At 45.4% G+C, this 20,169-nt stretch carries 19 protein-coding genes; all 19 read left to right on the top strand.

Translation table 11 applies throughout. From position 1 onward, the window contains the following. The first annotated feature begins 76 nt into the window (after nucleotides 1-76). The 19 genes from K5Q99_RS14225 (at nucleotide 77) to flhF (ending at nucleotide 20,166) form a co-directional block, all read left to right on the top strand. On the top strand, nucleotides 77-1,159 hold the full coding sequence (locus tag K5Q99_RS14225) for a sensor histidine kinase (protein ID WP_220777217.1): 1,083 nt from the start codon (nucleotides 77-79) through the stop codon (nucleotides 1,157-1,159). Beyond that, nucleotides 1,152-2,495 (top strand): sigma-54-dependent transcriptional regulator, encoded by a 1,344-nt coding sequence (locus K5Q99_RS14220; RefSeq protein WP_220777216.1) that lies wholly within the window; start codon nucleotides 1,152-1,154, stop codon nucleotides 2,493-2,495. Before K5Q99_RS14225 ends, K5Q99_RS14220 begins: the two co-directional genes overlap by 8 nt. 229 nt (nucleotides 2,496-2,724) lie before the next feature. Further along, complete coding sequence (gene fliE, locus K5Q99_RS14215) at nucleotides 2,725-3,060, top strand: flagellar hook-basal body complex protein FliE (protein ID WP_006082407.1); 336 nt, start codon at nucleotides 2,725-2,727, stop codon at nucleotides 3,058-3,060. Between the two features lie 45 nt (nucleotides 3,061-3,105). Next, nucleotides 3,106-4,788, top strand: coding sequence for a flagellar basal-body MS-ring/collar protein FliF (fliF, locus tag K5Q99_RS14210; protein WP_220777218.1), 1,683 nt, complete (start codon nucleotides 3,106-3,108; stop codon nucleotides 4,786-4,788). Next, entirely contained in the window at nucleotides 4,781-5,833 is a 1,053-nt protein-coding gene (fliG, locus tag K5Q99_RS14205) for a flagellar motor switch protein FliG (RefSeq protein WP_220777215.1), read from the top strand. Before fliF ends, fliG begins: the two co-directional genes overlap by 8 nt. Continuing rightward, nucleotides 5,820-6,836, top strand: a complete 1,017-nt coding sequence (gene fliH, locus K5Q99_RS14200) for a flagellar assembly protein FliH (protein WP_106651856.1) — start codon at nucleotides 5,820-5,822, stop codon at nucleotides 6,834-6,836. The genes fliG and fliH overlap by 14 nt, the downstream gene beginning before the upstream one ends. Next, nucleotides 6,805-8,142: a flagellar protein export ATPase FliI gene (gene fliI, locus K5Q99_RS14195; protein ID WP_106651074.1), complete on the top strand. Its 1,338-nt coding sequence runs from the start codon at nucleotides 6,805-6,807 to the stop codon at nucleotides 8,140-8,142. Before fliH ends, fliI begins: the two co-directional genes overlap by 32 nt. Nucleotides 8,143-8,171: 29 nt before the next feature. Further along, nucleotides 8,172-8,618, top strand: coding sequence for a flagellar export protein FliJ (gene fliJ / locus K5Q99_RS14190; RefSeq protein ID WP_006082402.1), 447 nt, complete (start codon nucleotides 8,172-8,174; stop codon nucleotides 8,616-8,618). Nucleotides 8,619-8,879: 261 nt separating this feature from the next. Continuing rightward, nucleotides 8,880-11,036, top strand: a complete 2,157-nt coding sequence (locus K5Q99_RS14185) for a flagellar hook-length control protein FliK (RefSeq protein WP_106651073.1) — start codon at nucleotides 8,880-8,882, stop codon at nucleotides 11,034-11,036. A gap of 88 nt (nucleotides 11,037-11,124) precedes the next feature. Next, nucleotides 11,125-11,652, top strand: a complete 528-nt coding sequence (gene fliL, locus K5Q99_RS14180) for a flagellar basal body-associated protein FliL (protein ID WP_106651072.1) — start codon at nucleotides 11,125-11,127, stop codon at nucleotides 11,650-11,652. A gap of 48 nt (nucleotides 11,653-11,700) precedes the next feature. Then, nucleotides 11,701-12,732, top strand: coding sequence for a flagellar motor switch protein FliM (gene fliM, locus K5Q99_RS14175; protein ID WP_063884842.1), 1,032 nt, complete (start codon nucleotides 11,701-11,703; stop codon nucleotides 12,730-12,732). Nucleotides 12,733-12,743: 11 nt separating this feature from the next. Then, a complete protein-coding gene (gene fliN, locus K5Q99_RS14170) occupies nucleotides 12,744-13,124 on the top strand; it encodes a flagellar motor switch protein FliN (RefSeq protein ID WP_028761182.1) in 381 nt (126 codons plus the stop codon). A gap of 29 nt (nucleotides 13,125-13,153) precedes the next feature. Next, nucleotides 13,154-13,582 (top strand): flagellar biosynthetic protein FliO, encoded by a 429-nt coding sequence (fliO, locus tag K5Q99_RS14165; RefSeq protein ID WP_106651071.1) that lies wholly within the window; start codon nucleotides 13,154-13,156, stop codon nucleotides 13,580-13,582. Next, entirely contained in the window at nucleotides 13,579-14,325 is a 747-nt protein-coding gene (gene fliP / locus K5Q99_RS14160; RefSeq protein ID WP_106651070.1) for a flagellar type III secretion system pore protein FliP, read from the top strand. Before fliO ends, fliP begins: the two co-directional genes overlap by 4 nt. A gap of 18 nt (nucleotides 14,326-14,343) precedes the next feature. Further along, entirely contained in the window at nucleotides 14,344-14,613 is a 270-nt protein-coding gene (gene fliQ, locus K5Q99_RS14155; RefSeq protein ID WP_106651069.1) for a flagellar biosynthesis protein FliQ, read from the top strand. A gap of 4 nt (nucleotides 14,614-14,617) precedes the next feature. Next, nucleotides 14,618-15,415, top strand: a complete 798-nt coding sequence (gene fliR / locus K5Q99_RS14150; protein ID WP_106651068.1) for a flagellar biosynthetic protein FliR — start codon at nucleotides 14,618-14,620, stop codon at nucleotides 15,413-15,415. An 18-nt stretch (nucleotides 15,416-15,433) separates the two neighbouring features. Beyond that, nucleotides 15,434-16,564 carry a flagellar biosynthesis protein FlhB gene (gene flhB, locus K5Q99_RS14145; protein ID WP_106651067.1) on the top strand — a complete coding sequence of 377 codons (1,131 nt, stop codon included), beginning with the start codon at nucleotides 15,434-15,436 and terminating at the stop codon, nucleotides 16,562-16,564. Between the two features lie 108 nt (nucleotides 16,565-16,672). Beyond that, nucleotides 16,673-18,772, top strand: a complete 2,100-nt coding sequence (gene flhA / locus K5Q99_RS14140; protein WP_106651066.1) for a flagellar biosynthesis protein FlhA — start codon at nucleotides 16,673-16,675, stop codon at nucleotides 18,770-18,772. 11 nt (nucleotides 18,773-18,783) lie between these two features. Then, the gene (gene flhF / locus K5Q99_RS14135) at nucleotides 18,784-20,166 is read left to right on the top strand and encodes a flagellar biosynthesis GTPase FlhF (RefSeq protein ID WP_106651065.1); all 1,383 of its coding nucleotides are present in this window, start codon (nucleotides 18,784-18,786) and stop codon (nucleotides 20,164-20,166) included. Nucleotides 20,167-20,169: the final 3 nt, after the last annotated feature.

Below are 20,169 nucleotides of genomic sequence, written 5' to 3'. Positions count from 1 at the left end.
CCTCTAAAGTTTAATTTCCAATTTGGCATAGATACTGCAGTCACTCCGTCATAAGCAATTTTTTGACGGAGTGACTATGTCAGCCAACCCACTAGCGCAAATTGAGTCATTCAAGCACACTAGCAAACAATGGAACCAACTGCGTGAGGCCGCGAATATGTCCAATCGAATGGAGCATATTTTACAGGCTATGCCATCCGGCGTGGTGATTATCAATGGCGACGGTATAGTCACGGATGCCAATCCGGTTGCAGTTGAATTACTAGAGCGCTCCTTGTGTGGCGTTCGCTGGATTGATGTAATCCACAGTGCCTTTGCGCCACAGGACGATGATGGTCACGAAGTGTCACTGCGTAATGGCCGCCGCGTTAAATTAGCCATTACGCCACTCACGCCAGAGCCTGGTCAATTAATTGTGTTAACTGATTTAACTGAAACTCGATTATTACAGAAAAATATCTCCCATCTACAACGCTTATCGGCCCTGGGTAAAATGGTCGCAACTTTGGCGCATCAAGTGCGCACGCCTTTATCCGCCGCTTTGCTATATGCCTCTAATCTTGCGAGTCCTAAGTTATCCGATGCCGCTAAAGCGAAATTCCAGCAAAAACTTGTTGATAGACTCAATGAACTCGAGCGGCAGGTTAACGACATGCTATTGATGGCGAAAGGCCGACAGGATGAACTCGGAGATTTGATTACGCTTGCTGAGGTTATCGACAATGTTTTGGCAAATTGTGAGCCAATAGCGGCAAAGCAATGCTGTGACTTGTCATTTGATGATACATCAAGCAGTTTAATGTTAGCTAATTCCAATGCGTTAAGCTCGGCGATTAATAATTTAGTCATGAACAGTATTGAAGCTGGCGCCACTGAGATTCGTATTCAGGCGAAAGAAGAGGGCGATCAGTTACTACTGAATGTCATCGACAATGGCAAAGGCCTAGATGCCAATATGCAGCAGAAGGTGCTTGAACCTTTCTTTACGACAAAATCGCAGGGAACTGGGCTCGGGTTAGCGGTTGTGCAATCTGTGGTGCGCAATCATGGAGGACAACTGCAATTAAGTTGCTTACCGAATAAAGGTTGTACTGTGTCTTTAGTCTTCCCTCGGGCTAAATCTGCGGTGATATTACCTTTGGAGATTACTCATGTCTGAAGCAAAGTTATTGCTCGTTGAAGATGATGCTTCATTGCGTGAAGCCTTGTTGGATACTTTAATGTTGGCTCAGTATGAGTGTGTTGATGTTGCCTCGGGTGAAGACGCTATTCTAGCCTTGAAACAACATCAATTTGATTTAGTCATTAGCGATGTGCAAATGCAAGGTATTGGTGGTTTAGGATTATTAAATTTCCTACAGCAACATCATCCTAAGTTGCCAGTGTTGCTGATGACAGCTTATGCCACGATTGGTAGTGCGGTGGATGCCATTAAATTGGGCGCTGTCGATTACTTAGCCAAACCTTTTGCGCCAGAAGTCTTGCTCAATCAAGTTTCCCGCTATTTGCCGTTAAAACAAAATGTGGATCAGCCAGTTGTTGCCGATGAGAAGAGTTTAGCTTTATTAGCACTTGCTCAGCGGGTTGCGGCTTCTGATGCATCGGTTATGATCTTAGGTCCAAGCGGCTCGGGTAAAGAAGTCTTAGCCCGTTATATTCATCAACACAGTGGCCGTGCGGATCAAGCTTTTGTGGCCATTAACTGTGCAGCCATTCCTGAGAATATGCTCGAAGCCACCCTTTTTGGTTATGAAAAAGGCGCATTTACTGGCGCCTATCAAGCGTGTCCGGGGAAATTTGAGCAGGCTCAAGGTGGCACTTTGCTGCTAGATGAAATCTCTGAGATGGATTTAGGCTTACAAGCTAAGTTATTGCGGGTATTACAAGAGCGTGAAGTTGAGCGTTTAGGCGGCCGTAAAACCATTAAGCTGGATGTACGCGTGCTTGCCACATCCAATCGTGACTTAAAAGCCGTGGTGGCGGCAGGTGGCTTTAGGGAAGATCTCTACTATCGAATCAACGTGTTCCCCTTAGCTTGGCCCGCATTAAGTCAACGTCCAGCGGATATTCTGCCCCTTGCGCGCCATTTACTGGTTAAGCATGCCAAGGCATTGAATGTCGCCGATGTGCCTGAATTGGATGAAAATGCACGTCGACGTTTATTGAGTCATCGCTGGCCGGGGAACGTACGTGAACTCGATAATGTTATCCAGCGGGCTTTGATATTAAGAGCCGGTCAAGTGATCACCGCTAATGACATTATTATCGATGCGCAGGATGTGATTTTAGGCGCTGAAGACCTAGATCAATTTGCTGCCGAGCCAGACGGTTTAGGGGAAGAGCTTAAAGCGCAGGAGCATGTGATTATTTTAGAAACCCTTAATCAATGCCAAGGAAGCCGCAAACTGGTCGCTGAAAAACTGGGGATAAGCGCCCGAACCTTAAGATACAAGATGGCAAGAATGCGTGATATGGGCATTCAACTGCCAAATTAGTCTTTAAATTCAAGTTATAATCTTGCAGCCTCCACATGAGTGTGAGGTTGCATTTATTAAAATATACCACCGAAAAAGTGACCTATTTTATTCAGAATCCTTAGTTTTAACTTCTTCTTATCCCGTCAATTTATTATCAATCACGACCACTTGAAAACTTGGCCGTTATTTTGCATTGTCCCATTATCGGTATTTTGATCGTCAAGAACTCGACGACTGGGAGCTCAGCATGCAAATAGGCGCAAATTCATTCCTGCAGGAAATGCAGAAACTCCAAGGCGAGATTACGCCGTCTTTTGGCGTTCAGCCAAATATCATGCAGCAAGTGAATAACACCAGTGGTGCAGACTTCGGTCAGTTACTCTCGCAAGCCGTCGGCAATGTCAGCGGCTTACAGTCGACATCATCAAACCTCGCGACGCGCTTAGAAATGGGAGATACTACCGTCACTTTGTCGGATACTGTTATCGCCCGTGAGAAAGCCAGTGTCGCCTTCGAGGCAACGGTACAAGTACGAAATAAACTTGTCGAAGCCTATAAAGAAATAATGAGTATGCCTGTCTAGGCCAGTGAATAACCCAATTAGCAGGTACGAATCGTGAGCACAGAAATGATTGTCGGATCCAATTCCGGCTTAGCTGACCAAGGTGTCCAGCAAGAACATAAGTCAGGAATGATGGGAAACCTTGGCGGTGTCGATATGATGCGTCAAGTAACTATGATTTTAGCCTTGGCGATTTGTTTGGCCTTGGCCGTATTTGTTATGCTTTGGGCACAGGAGCCTGAGTATCGTCCATTGGGTAAAATGGAAACTCAGGAAATGGTTCAAGTATTAGATGTGCTTGATAAAAATAAAGTTAAGTATCAAATCGACGTGGACGTGATTAAAGTCCCCGAAGATAAATATCAAGAAGTGAAAATGATGCTGAGCCGCGCAGGCGTCGACAGCCCTGCTGCTAGTCAAGACTTCTTGAATCAAGACAGCGGCTTTGGTGTCAGCCAACGTATGGAGCAAGCCCGTCTTAAGCATAGCCAAGAAGAAAACCTCGCTCGTGCAATTGAGCAACTACAAAGTGTTAGCCGCGCCAAAGTGATCCTCGCGTTACCTAAAGAAAACGTCTTTGCCCGCAATGCTTCAAAACCAAGTGCGACTGTGGTTATCAATACCCGTCGTGGCGGTTTAGGCCAAGGTGAAGTCGACGCTATCGTTGATATCGTTGCTTCTGCAGTACAAGGTTTAGAACCATCACGGGTGACTGTGACTGACTCGAACGGCCGTTTATTAAACTCAGGTAGCCAAGATGGCGCGTCTGCGACAGCCCGTCGCGAGCTTGAACTAGTACAGCAAAAAGAAGCAGAGTATCGTACTAAGATTGAATCGATTTTGGTACCTATCTTAGGTCCTGATAATTTCACCTCTCAAGTCGATGTCAGCATGGACTTTACTGCGGTCGAGCAAACCTCTAAGCGTTACAACCCTGATTTACCGTCTTTACGCAGCGAAATGACCGTTGAAAATAATACCACTGGCGGCTCTTCGGGTGGGATCCCTGGCGCACTATCGAATCAACCGCCAATGGAATCGAACATTCCGCAAGATGCGACTAAAGCGACTGAGTCTGTCACCGCAGGTAATTCGCACCGTGAAGCGACCCGTAATTTTGAGTTAGATACTACGATTAGCCACACCCGTCAGCAAGTTGGCGCCGTTCGCCGCATTAGTGTGTCGGTTGCGGTGGACTTTAAACCCGGTGCTGCCGGAGAAAATGGTCAAGTGGCGCGTGTTGCCCGTACCGAACAAGAGCTGACCAATATCCGTCGTTTACTCGAAGGGGCGGTAGGTTTTAGCTCGCAACGGGGTGATGTGTTAGAAGTGGTAACGGTTCCCTTTATGGATCAATTGGTTGAAGACTTGCCAGCACTAGAACTGTGGGAACAACCTTGGTTCTGGCGCGCAATTAAGCTCGGTATTGGTGCGCTAGTGATTCTGGTACTGATTTTAGCTGTGGTACGGCCTATGCTGAAACGCTTAATCTATCCTGACAGTGTGAATATGCCTGAGGATGGCAGATTAGGTAACGAACTGGCCGAAATTGAGGACCAGTACGCGGCAGATACGCTAGGGATGCTCAATACCCAAGAGGCGGAATACAGTTATGCCGATGATGGTTCAATTCATATCCCTAATTTGCACAAAGATGATGATATGATTAAAGCTATCCGTGCGCTCGTGGCTAATGAGCCTGAGCTCTCTACTCAAGTCGTGAAAAACTGGTTACAAGACAATGGCTGAGAATAAAACGAAAGAAGTGGCTCCAGCGGCCGCACCTGCCTTTAACATTAAGGATATTAGCGGTGTTGAAAAGACCGCGATCTTACTCCTCAGTTTGAGTGAGGCCGATGCTGCATCCATTTTAAAACACTTAGAGCCGAAGCAAGTGCAAAAAGTGGGTATGGCGATGGCGGCAATGGATGAGTTCGGTCAAGAAAAAGTCATCGGGGTACATAAGCTGTTTCTCGATGACATTCAAAAGTATTCTTCTATTGGTTTCAACAGCGAAGAGTTCGTTCGTAAAGCCTTAACCGCCGCGCTGGGTGAAGATAAAGCGGGTAATTTGATTGAACAGATTATCATGGGCAGCGGTGCTAAAGGTTTGGATTCGTTGAAATGGATGGATGCACGCCAAGTAGCGACCATTATTCAAAACGAACATCCTCAGATCCAAACGATCGTGTTGTCCTATTTAGAACCCGATCAGGCGGCGGAAATTTTTGGTCAATTCCCTGAAAATACTCGCTTAGACTTGATGATGCGGATTGCGAATCTTGAAGAGGTACAGCCCGCTGCACTGCAAGAGCTGAACGACATCATGGAGAAACAGTTTGTCGGTCAAGGTGGCGCACAGGCCGCGAAAATGGGCGGCCTAAAAGCGGCTGCCAACATCATGAACTATTTAGATACGGGTATCGAAAGTCAGTTGATGGAAACCATGCGCGAGTCTGACGAAGAAATGGCGCAGCAAATCCAAGACTTGATGTTCGTGTTTGAAAACTTAATTGATGTTGATGACCGTGGTATTCAAGCACTGCTCCGTGAAGTACAGCAAGATGTACTGATGAAGGCGCTCAAAGGCACTGATGATCAGCTGAAAGAAAAAATCTTGGGCAACATGTCAAAACGTGCCGCTGAATTGCTGCGTGACGATCTTGAGGCCATGGGCCCAATCCGTATCAGTGAAGTGGAAGTCGCCCAAAAAGAAATCCTGTCTATTGCCCGTCGCTTAAGCGACAGTGGCGAAATCATGTTAGGCGGCGGTGGTGGCGATGAGTTCCTCTAATCCGAGCGACAATAAACCGTCAAATAAGGTCTTGAGCGACGGTGATATTGAGTTTAGTCACTGGGCACTGCCAGATGTGACTGAAGCCGATGACGATTCTATCTCGAATTTGTTCGGCCATTCTAATCATCAAGCCGCTAAGCCTACGACAGTTGAGAGTGTTTCTCCGCCGACGATGGCCGAGATTGAGGACATTCGCGCCCAAGCTGAAGAAGAAGGGTTTGCCGAAGGTAAACAACAAGGTTACGAGCAAGGGCTAGAAAAAGGTCGCTTAGAAGGCTTAGAGCAAGGCCATACTGAGGGGCTCGCCCAAGGGCATGAGCAAGGATTAGAAACCGGTTTAGCTCAAGCCAAAGTTTTACTTTCGCGGTTTGAAGCCTTATTAACTCAATTTGAAAAGCCATTGCAATTACTCGATGGTGATATTGAGCTCTCCCTACTGAACTTGAGTATGACATTAGCTAAATCTGTCATAGGTCACGAATTAAAAACCCATCCAGAACAAGTGCTTTCGGCATTGCGCTTAGGCATAGAGTCGCTACCCATCAAGGAGCAAGCGGTTACTATTCGGCTGCACCCCGATGATGTGATCCTTGTCGAACAACTTTATTCCACCGCCCAACTGACCCGCAGTAAATGGGAACTTGAAGTCGATCCGACGTTAAGTGCAGGCGATTGTATTCTGAGCAGTCATCGCTCATTAGTCGATTTAACGCTTTCATCGCGTATCGATACAGTGTTTGAGTCATTACGAAATCAACATGCGCATTTGAATGATAAACAGCATCAACTGCAAGAGACGATTGAAGCTGAAGATACTGCCAAACAAGTTGCTGTGTCGCTTGAGTCTGAGCTTGATGATCAAACGGCGGATAACCAAGCTGTCGATACGGTTAACCAAGACGCTGAGGATATGCAATCTGCCTCAAATACAGGTGAGCACTTAGATACCCAATCGGATGCCAGAACAGATGCAAAATCGCCAACACCAACTGCTGAATAGGCTTAATCATCATCAGGATAAAGTGCCGCCATTTCGTGCTGTGGCCAGTGGTCAGCTGGTGCGTGTTGTTGGCTTAACCTTAGAGGCGAGCGGTTGCCGTGCGCCTGTGGGCAGCTTATGTTCCATCGAAACCATGGCGGGCGAGTTAATTGCCGAAGTCGTCGGCTTTGATGGCGAACTCCTTTATTTAATGCCTATCGAAGAATTACGTGGGGTATTACCCGGTGCCCGGGTGGTGCCTTTAGGGGAACAAACTGGACTCAATGTCGGCTTGTCGTTGTTAGGACGTGTGCTCGATGGTAACGGCGTGCCTTTAGATGGTTTAGGTGCGTTGCAGACCGATCAACAAGCGCCAAGACATAGCGCTGCCATTAATCCTTTATCTCGCCGTGCTATTACTGAGCCGCTGGACGTTGGCGTGCGCGCCATTAATGCCATGCTGACTGTGGGTAAAGGCCAACGTATGGGCTTGTTTGCCGGTTCTGGTGTGGGTAAGAGTGTGCTCTTAGGCATGATGACCCGCGGTACCACTGCCGACATTATTGTGGTTGGGCTGGTGGGCGAGCGTGGCCGTGAAGTAAAAGAGTTTATTGAAGAGATTCTTGGGGATAAAGGTCGAGCGCGTTCTGTTGTTGTTGCCGCGCCTGCAGATACCTCGCCGCTGATGCGCCTGCGCGCTTGTGAAACCTCGACTCGTATTGCCGAATACTTTCGCGATTTAGGCTATAATGTCTTGTTATTAATGGATAGTTTGACGCGCTACGCCCAAGCGCAGCGGGAAATTGCTTTGGCTGTGGGTGAGCCGCCTGCCACCAAAGGCTATCCGCCTTCAGTGTTTGCCAAGCTGCCGCGTTTAGTTGAGCGCGCCGGCAACGGTGGCCCTGGTCAAGGTTCAATTACGGCATTTTATACTGTGCTGACGGAAGGGGATGATCAACAGGATCCGATTGCCGATGCATCGCGGGCGATTCTTGATGGTCACATAGTCTTGTCGCGTTCGCTTGCGGACTCTGGGCATTATCCCGCCATTGATATTGAAGCCTCTATTAGCCGGGTAGCACCTATGGTGATCTCCAATGAACACTTGGAAGCGATGCGCCGCGTGAAACAAACTTATTCCTTGTATCAGCAAAATCGTGATTTGATTTCCATTGGCGCTTATGCCCAAGGCAGCGATCCTCGAATCGACAATGCGATACGATTGCAGCCGGCGATGAATGCTTTTTTACGCCAAACCATGCTTGATGCATTCAGTTTTACCGATAGCCAAGTCATGCTCGGGCAACTTGCCGCTCAGTGCAAATGATGGCGTCATCGAATTAATCGAGGTCTAGTATGGCTAACGCCGATCCCTTGTTGTTAGTGTTAAAGCTCGCCAATGATGCCGAAGAACAAGCGGCGTTATTGTTAAAGTCGGCGCAGTTAGAGTGTCAAAAACGGCTGAATCAACTCAGTGCACTCAATAACTATCGCTTAGAATACATGAAGCAAATGCAATCCCAGCAAGGCCAAGCCATTAGTGCCAGTCACTATCACCAGTTTCATCGCTTTATTCGTCAGATTGATGATGCTATTACTCAGCAAAATCGCGTTGTGGCCGACGGTGAAAAACAAAAAGAATATCGACAACAGCATTGGTTGGAAAAACAGAAAAAACGTAAGGCAGTGGAATTACTCTTAGCGAGTAAAGAGAAGAAGCGCCAAGTTGTTGAACAAAAACGAGAGCAGAAAATGACCGATGAATTTGCTTCTCAGCAGTTTTATCGCCGCCATCAGCGTTAGTGAAATAGCGCGTTAAATGCTCGGTATCTTCACCATTCACAAGTCCGATATGAGTTCAGTTTTCTGCTGTCGCTCTATGGCGCTGAACATTTGTTCGACTTCTTCCTTTGGGTTTTATTCTTTTCAATATGCTGTAGTAAAAAACTGAAGTTTTGGCACCTTATTTGCTTTGATTTAGTCCATGACCCTGCAACCGCAGTGTTTAATTGACGTTTTTACCTAGCCATTTTCTCTTCTGCTGGGTGATGTTTGGGAGCACTTATGCAACAAATGACCAATATCCTGTTGAGTAAAACAGGCAACTCTGCGGCCAATTCCGCTAAGACATCTTCCCAAGAGTCTAATAATGAAGACTTTTCATCTACACTTGCGTCTGTCTCCGCTAGCTCATTTTCTATTTCCGCGCCTAAAAAGGCTACAGCGAATACTGACGATAAAGTGCAGATCGCTTCTACTGATAAAGTAAAAGATAAAGACATATCAACGGATGACGCTGACGTAAATCTCATCTTCGCCCAGATCAGCATGGCAAATGACATGAAGAAAACGGCATCAGATGGAGAGAGTTTGCCGTCTGACTTTTCCCAAGGGGAAAATAATGAGTCTGCTGACCCTTTATTGAAAAGTGATGCATTCAGTACCGTTGAGCTGTCGGGTGTACAAGCTTCAATGAAAGCGATAAACACTGAGCTTCCTATTGTCGACATCTCAGGCTCAGCGCAAGGTAAGGCTGATATTTTAACGTCAAGTGAAGTTAACCTGGCAACTGAGAAAAGTAATAGCAAGTCCTCAAACGGCGATCTATTGAGTATCCAAAAGGTATTGGACACTGATACTTCTTTTTCCTCTGAACTCAAAAAGCTAACTGGCCAACTTCAACTAGATACAGGGGCTTTAAATGAGACTGATGCCACTAATAAAGTCTCTGCTGATAAAGAATCGGTAGAGATAATGCAAAAAAATACTCTAGTAGCCTCCAGTGGAACATCAGCAGAGATATTACCTGTTGAAGCAATCCAGGGTAAGAAAGTATTACTTGATGACACTTTAGATGCATTGAAGTCACAGTTATCTACGGATAAAAGCGTTGAATCTCATTCTGCATTTTTAAAGGGACAAGTCATTCCGCCGAACAGTAAAACATCTGAAAATTTGGATTTATCTGAATTTGTAGATACAGCAGAGACCGCGGCAAAGGCATCATCAAAAAATCTAGAAAGCGTGTTATTGAAAGAAGTAGATGTGACTGAACTTAAAGGCGATAAATCATTTTCAACGGATAAATATGCGCATCAAGTTGCGAGTCTAAACGCTGAACAGCGTGGTACAAGGTTGGATCTTAATTCTGAGGCACTTGTAACCTCAGACGACGTAGACGAATCAACGTTGAAGCCTAATACAGCAAGCCAAACCTTGAAGTCAGAAACGCTAGCGACATCGACGATTAAGAATGAAATGGCTGCAACATCTATAATCGCTGATGAAAGAGTGGATACATTGGACTTGGCAAGTCCCAAGGTGGCTGATACCTCTAACTTGGGTGAGAACGATGCGGATGACGTTACTGCCGAGAGCAATAAACCAACAGTGCGCAATGCTGAGATTGCAATACCTCAGCAGGTGAGCAGAAATGCGAATGTTGATGTCGCGGTTAGTAAAGTAGAAGTTCAGCCTATAGTTACAACACTGGATACACAGAATATCTTAGGTAACGCAGTTGATCCGAAGGATAGCGCAATGACTGATACCGAGATCAATGTTGATGTTTCAAAAGTAGCAATGGATGCGGGTAATTTGCTAAAGGATGCGAAATACAGTGTGACACTCGATGCTCAAAGAGACGTTAAGCCATTCATTATGGGGGATGAAGACAAGGGATCAACGACTGACATTAAGTCATTTTCTGCTTTAGCTCAGTCATCGACGCCACTACAAGTCAATCGTCAGGAAACGATGCAAGTTCAGTTGTCATTACGCCAAGGTGTCGAACAACAAAACCAAATGCAAGAGATGATCCAACGGTTTTCACCTGTGATGAAGCAACAGTTGATCACTATGGTGAGTCAAGGTATTCAACATGCTGAAATTAGGCTCGATCCCCCTGAGCTTGGACATATGCTGGTAAAAATTCAAGTGCATGGCGATCAGACCCAAGTACAGTTCCATGTCACTCAGACACAGACGCGTGATTTAGTTGAACAAGCTATGCCAAGATTACGCGAGTTACTGCAAGAGCAAGGGATGCAATTAGCGGATAGCCATGTGTCTCAAGGTGGCCAAGGTGAACGTCGAGAGGGAAGTTTTGGCGACGGTGGCGGTTCAAGTGGGGCTGATGTGGATGAAATCTCGGCAGAAGAGCTACATTTAGGTTTAAATCAAGCTTCTAGTGTAAATTCAGGTATAGATTATTACGCTTAAGTAGGTAACCTATAGCGATGACTTATATAGTTACGTTTTCATATTAATAAAACGTAAGAGTTTCTGCCTAAATTAAAGAGAATAGTGAATGGCTAAGGAAGAATCGTTAGAACTTGAGAACACCGAAGCTCCCAAAAGTAAAAAAAAGCTCTTTATTTTTATTGGAGTGGGGGTTTTAGTTGCACTGCTTATTGCCGGTGTCCTATGGTTTTTCCTTGGTAGTAGTTCTGAGGACGCCACGACGTCAACTGACGGAGCCGTACAAACAGAAACTCCTGCTGAAAGTGGTGCGCTGACTACCGCATCCTATGTGCCTATGCCACGTCCTTTTTTGTTTAACCTGCCTGGCCCTGATCGCGCTCGTTTAGTTGAGATTAAAGTACAGTTAATGGTACGTGGCACAGATGATGATGTGCTGACACAAAAACACATTCCGCTGATTGAAGATGCGCTTTTAACGACTTTCAGTGGCGCAGATGTGCAAAAACTCAGTACGCAAGCGGGTAAAGATGAATTACGCCAGTTAGCACTCTTAAGTGTGCAAAATACCCTGCAGTCGGTCACTGGCCGTAAAGTTGTCGAGAAAGTGCTGTTTACTGGTTTTGTGATGCAATAACCCTTTACTGATAGTGGGTAAGTAATCTAAAGAGGCGAAGGCAATATAGTGAGTGATTTATTAAGCCAAGACGAGATTGATGCACTCTTGCACGGGGTTGATGACGTCGATGATGATGACGAAATTGATTCCGCTGGTCATGATGCGCGTTCCTACGATTTCTCTTCCCAAGATCGCATCGTTCGTGGGCGTATGCCGACGCTGGAAATTGTGAATGAGCGTTTTGCACGTCATTTGCGGATCAGTATGTTCAATATGATGCGTCGCGCTGCTGAAGTGTCGATCAACGGTGTACAGATGCTCAAGTTTGGAGAGTATGTACATACGCTATTCGTTCCTACTAGTTTGAATATGGTACGTTTTAGTCCGCTCAAAGGTACAGCATTGATCACCATGGAAGCCAGATTGGTGTTCATCCTAGTGGATAACTTCTTTGGGGGAGATGGCCGTTTCCATGCCAAGATCGAAGGGCGGGAATTTACGCCTACTGAGAGACGTATCGTACAGCTATTGCTTAAAATAATTTTTGAAGATTATAAAGATGCGTGGGCACCTGTGATGGATGTGGAGTTCGACTATTTGGACTCAGAAGTCAATCCGGCAATGGCCAACATTGTCAGTCCTACTGAAGTTGTCGTGATTAACTCATTCCATATTGAAGTTGATGGTGGTGGCGGTGATTTCCATATCACTATGCCGTATTCCATGATTGAGCCGATTCGCGAGTTGCTCGATGCGGGTGTTCAAAGTGATAAGCAAGATACTGACATGCGTTGGTCGCAGGCATTGCATGATGAAATCATGGATGTGAAGGTCGGGTTCGATGCCAACATTGTGGAACATGAATTAACGCTCAAAGATGTGATGAATTTTAAAGCGGGCGATATTATTCCGATTGAGTTACCGGAATATATTATGATGAAAATCGAGGATTTACCGACATATCGTTGTAAAATGGGCCGTTCTAGAGATAACCTAGCACTTAAAATATATGAAAAGATCCCTCGGCCAGAAACCGTTAAATCCGAGCTACAATTAGTGACGCGCAAGGGTAAATCTCGCGATATATCAGAATTATAAGGTGAAGTAAGATGAGCACAGACGATACGGATGATTGGGCTGCAGCAATGGCAGAACAAGCTTTAGAAGAAGCTAACGCGATTGAGCTCGATGAATTAGTTGATGATTCGAGACCTATCTCTAAAGCTGAAGCGGCGAAATTAGACACTATTTTAGATATCCCAGTCACTATCTCTATGGAAGTGGGCCGTAGCTATATCAGTATTCGTAACTTGTTGCAGTTAAACCAAGGTTCTGTGGTTGAGCTCGACAGAGTTGCGGGTGAACCTTTAGATGTGATGGTTAACGGTACGCTGATTGCGCATGGTGAGGTTGTGGTTGTAAACGATAAATTCGGTATTCGTTTAACCGATGTGATCAGTCAAACCGAGCGAATTAAAAAGCTTAAATAATTGTCTCATCAACGAAAGTTGGAACCAGAATGACCATATCGGTAATACTCAGTTTAGCTGCAGTATCTCAAGCAAAAACTGAGAGTCTTGTAGGCGATAGTACTCAAGGCGTAACAGCTGTGACATCTTCGGCCGCAAAAATGGCTGAACCTTCTCAAGTCGCAACCCTAGCGAGTATGTTAGGTGGCTTAATTCTGGTTTTACTCTTAATTTTTGCGTTAGCTTATTTATTAAGACGGTTCAATTTAGTTCCCACGACCAACGGTGTTTTAAAAACCATAGCCGTGACTTCGCTCGGTCAGAAAGAGCGTTTAGTCTTAGTGCAGGTGGGGGAGCAGCAATATTTACTTGGCGTTAGCTCGCAGCAGGTGAGTTTGATTGATAAGTTAGTTGAACCTATTCATATAGAGTCTGATTCCTTTGCGAGTCGGCTACGTCAGGCGAAATCAAAACAATGACAACACGTATCCTCGCGTTAGTTGGGTTCGTTATTCTGTTATGCATGCCGTCGGCATGGGCCGCTGATGGTGTTTTGCCTGCAGTGACTGTAACAACAGGACCAGACGGCTCCACAGAATACTCAGTCACAATGCAGATTTTACTGCTGATGACATCGCTGAGTTTTTTACCTGCGATGCTCATCATGTTGACCTCTTTCACGCGGATCATCATTGTTCTGTCTATATTACGTCAAGCTATTGGCTTACAACAAACACCTTCCAATCAAGTATTAATTGGCATGAGTTTATTCATGACCTTTTTTATTATGGCGCCGGTATTTGACCGGATTTATGACGAAGGGGTTAAGCCTTACATTGAGGAGCAGTTAACCCTGCAGCAAGCGTTCGAAAAAGGTAAAGAACCAATAAGAAGCTTTATGTTAGGGCAAGTCAGGACCACAGACTTAAAAACCTTCATTGAGATTTCAGGCTACAAAAACATTAAGTCGCCCGAAGAAGCCCCGATGAGCGTGCTTATTCCCGCTTTTATTACCAGCGAGCTGAAAACAGCTTTTCAAATAGGCTTTATGTTGTTCGTGCCGTTTTTAGTGTTAGATCTAGTGGTGGCCAGTATCTTAATGGCCATGGGTATGATGATGTTATCTCCTATGATAGTGTCGCTACCGTTTAAGATCATGTTGTTTGTGCTCGTCGATGGTTGGAGCTTAGTTCTAGGGACATTAGCGAATAGTTTCGGGTAGCCAAGGGAGAGTACTTACATGAGTCCAGAGGCGCTAATTGATATTTTTCGTGAAGCTCTATCCGTGATTGTTATTATGGTGTCAGCTATTGTATTACCAGGGCTGGGTATTGGTTTGATTGTCGCCGTGTTTCAAGCCGCGACTTCGATTAACGAGCAAACCTTAAGTTTTCTTCCGCGTTTAATCATAACGCTGCTTGCGCTAATGTTTATGGGGCATTGGTTGGTTGAAACTTTGATGGACTTTTTTGTCGAGATGGTTAATCGCATTCCGCAAGTAATAGGCTAACCCAATGGAGCTGCTGCTCGATACGTTAGTGCAGACCATTGCCGCTTATATGTGGCCGCTGTTTCGGGTCGCGAGTATGCTAATGGTTATGGTGGTGTTTGGGGCCGCAACCACTCCAACTCGTGTGCGTCTATTATTGGCCATGGCGATTACCTTTGCGATCGCGCCAGTCCTTCCTCCGGTTCAAAATGCCGATCTATTTTCACTCAGTGCAGTATTTATTACTGCGCAGCAAATCATTATTGGTGTTGCCATGGGGTTTGTGACTCAAATGGTGATGCAAGTTTTTGTATTAACCGGCCAGATTATTGGTATGCAAACCAGTCTCGGGTTTGCTTCTATGGTTGATCCTGGTTCGGGTCAGCAAACACCCGTTATTGGTAACTTTTTTCTATTATTGGCGACATTAATCTTCTTAGCCGTCGATGGACATCTATTAATGATCCGCATGTTGGTGGTGAGTTTTGAGACCTTACCCATTTCTAATCAAGGATTAACTCTTACTAGCTACCGCGCTTTAGCTGATTGGGGCTCGTATATGTTTGGTGCGGCATTAACTATGTCAATATCCGCGATTATTGCCTTGTTATTAGTTAACTTGTCCTTCGGTGTGATGACTCGCGCCGCGCCGCAATTAAACATTTTCTCTATTGGTTTTCCGATCACTATGATTGGCGGGTTATTTATTCTTTGGTTAACCTTAACGCCTGTTATGGCCCATTTCGATGAAGTGTGGGCTGCGGCTCAAGTGCTGCTTTGCGATATGTTAGCGCTTCAATGTAACGCCGATGGTTTGATATGACGGTATTAGGAGCTGCCCATGGCTGAAGAATCAAGCGGTGAACGCAGTGAGGAACCCACAGGGAGGCGTCTTGAACAGGCGCGGGAAAAAGGACAGATTGCGCGTTCGAAAGAACTAGGTACAGCAGCGGTATTAATTTCTGCTGCGTGTGGTTTTTATATGCTAGGTCCAAGTCTAGCCAAGAGTTTAACTCGGGTGTTTGAGACTGTTTTCACCATGGACAGGGCGCAAGTTTTTGATACTGAAGAAATGTTTAATGTTTGGGGTGTTGTCGCGGGTGAAATCGTCTGGCCCATGGCAAAAATAATGCTGTTAATTGTGGTTGTTGCTTTTATTGGCAACGTGGCTTTAGGTGGAATGAATTTCTCGACCCAAGCTATGATGCCTAAGGCCAGTAAAATGAGCCCTGCAGCAGGTTTGAAGCGTATGTTCGGTGTGCAGGCGCTAGTTGAGCTGACGAAGGGGATTGCCAAGTTTTCTGTGGTGGCATTTTCTGCATATTTATTACTGAGCTTTTATTTCAATGAAATTCTGTTGTTGTCTAGTGATCATCTTCCTGGCAATGTTTACCACGCATTAGATTTGCTCGTGTGGATGTTTATTTTGTTATGTTCCTCTATTTTGTTGATTGTCGTCATCGATGTTCCATTTCAACTTTGGAATCACAATAAGCAACTCAAGATGACCAAACAAGAAGTAAAGGATGAGTATAAAGATACTGAAGGGAAGCCTGAAGTTAAAGGACGGGTACGGCAGATGCAACGCGAGTTGGCTCAGCGTCGAATGATGGCTGAAGTACCCAATGCCGATGTCATCGTCGTTAACCCTGAGCATTTTGCGGTAGCGATTAAATATGACGTGCAGCGTTCAGTCGCGCCTTTTGTTGTTGCCAAAGGTGTTGATGATGTCGCATTTAAAATTCGTGAGATTGCCCGCGCTCATAATGTGACAATCGTCTCTGCTCCGCCATTAGCAAGAGCTATATACCATACAACTAAGTTGGATCAACAAATCCCTGAAGGACTGTTTACTGCTGTGGCGCAGATTTTGGCCTATGTGTTCCAGTTGCGCCAATACCAAAAAGGTCGAGGTCGAAAGCCTATTCCTATCCCTCTTAATCAACCCATTCCTGATGAGTTAAAATATTAAGGTCTAAGCGAAAAATTCTTTTAAGTCGTGATATTATTGTGCGCCAATAAGCTATTGGCCTACTTTTTGCTTTTATGCTGCCATACGTCAAAGTTTAGGTAATTATGAATGGATGTTAGAGCGACCTTAGGTCAGGTAAAACAAATGCGCTTGAGTACGTTTAAAGGTATAGGCACTCCTATACTCGTACTCGCAGCATTGGCCATGATAGTTTTACCTATCCCTCCATTCTTACTAGACATACTTTTTTCATTCAACATAGCCTTAGCGCTCATCGTATTATTAGTCGCTATTTATACCGATAGACCGTTGGATTTTGCCGCTTTCCCGAGCGTCTTGTTAGTGGCGACTCTACTTCGCCTTGCTCTGAACGTCGCTTCAACTCGTGTGGTTTTACTCGAGGGCCATAATGGTGGCGATGCGGCAGGTAAGGTGATTGAAGCCTTCGGTTCAGTGGTGATTGGCGGTAACTATGCCGTTGGCTTGGTTGTCTTTATCATTTTGATTATTATCAACTTTGCGGTAGTGACTAAAGGTGCTGGTCGTATCGCTGAAGTGAGCGCCCGCTTTACCTTAGATGCTATGCCTGGCAAGCAAATGGCAATTGATGCCGACCTAAATGCTGGTACTTTGAATCAAGAACAAGCAAGATTACGTCGAGCAGAAGTGACACGTGAAGCGGATTTCTATGGTGCGATGGACGGTGCTTCAAAGTTCGTAAAAGGTGATGCTATTGCGGGTATCATGATTTTAGTGATCAACATCTTAGGTGGTTTCATCATAGGTATTGTTCAACATGGCTTAAGTTTCTCAGAAGCGGTTGAAATTTATACCTTGCTGACTATCGGTGATGGTCTGGTGGCGCAGATCCCTGGGTTGTTATTGTCAATCGCAGCAGCATTGATGGTGACCCGTCAAAATGAATCCGGTGATATGGGCCAAATGATGATGAGTCAGATGTTTGACAGTCATAAGTCATTGGGTATCGCTGCTGGAGTCCTATTTATCATGGGAATCGTTCCTGGCATGCCGCATATGGCGTTCTTAAGTTTTGCTTTTATGACGGCAGGAGCCGCCTATTTTGTCTATAAACGTAATGAATCAAAACGCATTAAAGCCCTAGAACTTGTTAAGTCTGGCCCTGTAGAGAGGCAAGATAAAGAGCCTAAAGAGTTGGGCTGGGATGATGTGCATCATGTTGATACTATTGGGCTTGAGGTGGGATATCGTCTAATTCCGCTGGTCGATAAAGGTCAAGGTGGCGAGTTATTAAGCCGTATCAAAGGCGTACGTAAAAAGTTATCCCAAGAACTGGGCTTCTTAGTGCCAGCAGTGCATATTCGCGATAACTTAGATTTGTCGCCTAATGCCTATCGCATTTCATTAATGGGCGTAGTTGTTGGTGAGGCGGATATTCGACACGACTGCGAATTGGCGATTAACCCTGGCCAAGTCTATGGCAAGCTCGATGGTATTGAAACGCGTGACCCAGCTTTTGGTCTTGAAGCGGTATGGATTGCCCCTGAATTACGTGAGCATGCCCAAACATTAGGGTATACGGTTGTTGATGCCGCTACGGTTGTAGCAACCCATATTAGCCAATTGCTGACCAATAATGCAGCTAAGTTGTTAGGTTACGAAGAAGTGCAACAACTGATGGATATGCTTGCGAAACACTCGCCTAAACTGGTGGATGGCTTTATTCCTGATGTCATGCCACTCGGACATGTCGTAAAAGTGATGCAGAACCTGTTAAATGAAGGGGTTTCAGTCAGAGACTTGCGTACAATAGTGCAAACTTTGTTAGAATACGGCACTAAGAGTAATGACACTGAAGTTTTGACCGCTGCAGTACGTATCGCATTGAAACGTATGATAGTCCAAGAGATCTCTGGTCCAGAGTTAGAAATCCCCGTCATTACATTGGCACCAGAGTTGGAACAGATGTTGCATCAATCAATGCAAGCAACCGGTGGTGATGGTCCAAATATTGAACCCGGTCTTGCAGAACGCATGCAGCAGTCCCTTGCCGATGCGGCTCAGAAGCAAGAAATGGTCGGACAACCCGCCATATTGTTGACGTCAGGTATGTTACGCGCGACGCTGTCACGCTTTGTTAAACATACTATTCCTAATCTCAGAGTCATTTCGTATCAAGAAATACCTGATGAGAAGCAAATACGTATCGTATCTGCAGTCGGCCAGTAGAGGACGCATAAGTGAAGATTAAACGATTTTTTGCCAAAGACATGCGCGCCGCACTGGCCCAAGTGAAAGAAACACTCGGCTCAGATGCCGTCATTATGTCAAATAAGAAAGTGAATGGTGGCATCGAAATTGTCGCCGCCGTTGACTATGACGAACCTAAAGCAAAAACCGCAGCTACTGCGCCAGCGCCAACCTTTATGGACGTGAGTGACGACCTCGTATCCCTAGGGGCTAAGCAGCCTATACGAGTTGAAACCCGTGCAAAGCCTGCGGCACCTGCTGACTCATTACAAGCCTTGTTAGAGAAGCAGCAAAGTCGTTTGAATCAACAGATGTCGCATCAGCAAGTTGATGCAGATTTACCTGCATGGGCTAAGGGCTTACAAGCGCCGGCTGCTGCCAAAGTAGAGCGTCGCGAAGCGCCTGCTGCTTTTGATAAGAAGCCACAAACATCACAGAAACAAAATGCCGATATTGAGGCAATGCGTGATGAGCTAGCTTCATTGCGTAATTTGTTAACACATCAAGTGTCCTCCTTGATGACAGAACATAAAAAACGTATCGACCCTGTCGGAGCTATGCTCGAAGCCAAGTTACTTGAGGCAGAATTTTCCCCTGCGGTTGCCAATAAATTAGCGGCGCTGAGCCAACATTATACGCCTGCAGAATTAGTCAGAGCTTTACCTCAAAGTCTAGCTAACTTGCTTGATAATCAAGGTGACGACATTGTTAAGCAGGGCGGTGTGGTGGCCTTAGTTGGCCCAACCGGTGTCGGCAAAACCACGTCATTAGCTAAACTTGCGGCCCGTTTTGCCGCTCATCATGGTGCAGAGCATGTTGCTTTGATAACGACAGACCATTATCGCATCGGAGCCTATGAGCAATTAGCAACCTATGGCAAAATAATGGGCTGCCCTGTAAAGCAAGCTCATGATCTGAATGAATTAGAGCAAATTCTTTATCAGTTTAGAAATCGCAAGCTAGTATTGATAGATACGGCTGGCATGGGACAGCGAGATATGCGTCTTTACCAGCAACTTGATAATTTAACTGCAAATAGCAGGATACCTATCCGCAGTTATCTGGTACTGTCTGCGACAGGACAGCGCCGTGTATTGCAAGATGCAGTCAATCATTTTAAACGCATTCCCCTATCTGGTGTCGTTCTTACAAAACTCGATGAATCTGTGTCGTTAGCAGGGGCATTAAGTGTGTTGATCCAAAACGGATTACCATTAAGTTATGTTACTGATGGACAAAGAGTTCCTGAAGATATGAAAGTTGCGGATACCTTAGATTTAGCCCAACAGGCACTCGCAGCGTTAGATAGTACAGAACAACAATCATTACAAGACACAGCGTGGTCAGATAATATGGCCTGTGCATTTGAGTAGATT

The organism is Shewanella hafniensis (assembly GCF_019655335.1).
In the GTDB taxonomy this organism is placed as follows: Bacteria; Pseudomonadota; Gammaproteobacteria; order Enterobacterales; family Shewanellaceae; genus Shewanella; species Shewanella hafniensis.
This window is presented reverse-complemented; position numbering and strand designations above follow the sequence as displayed.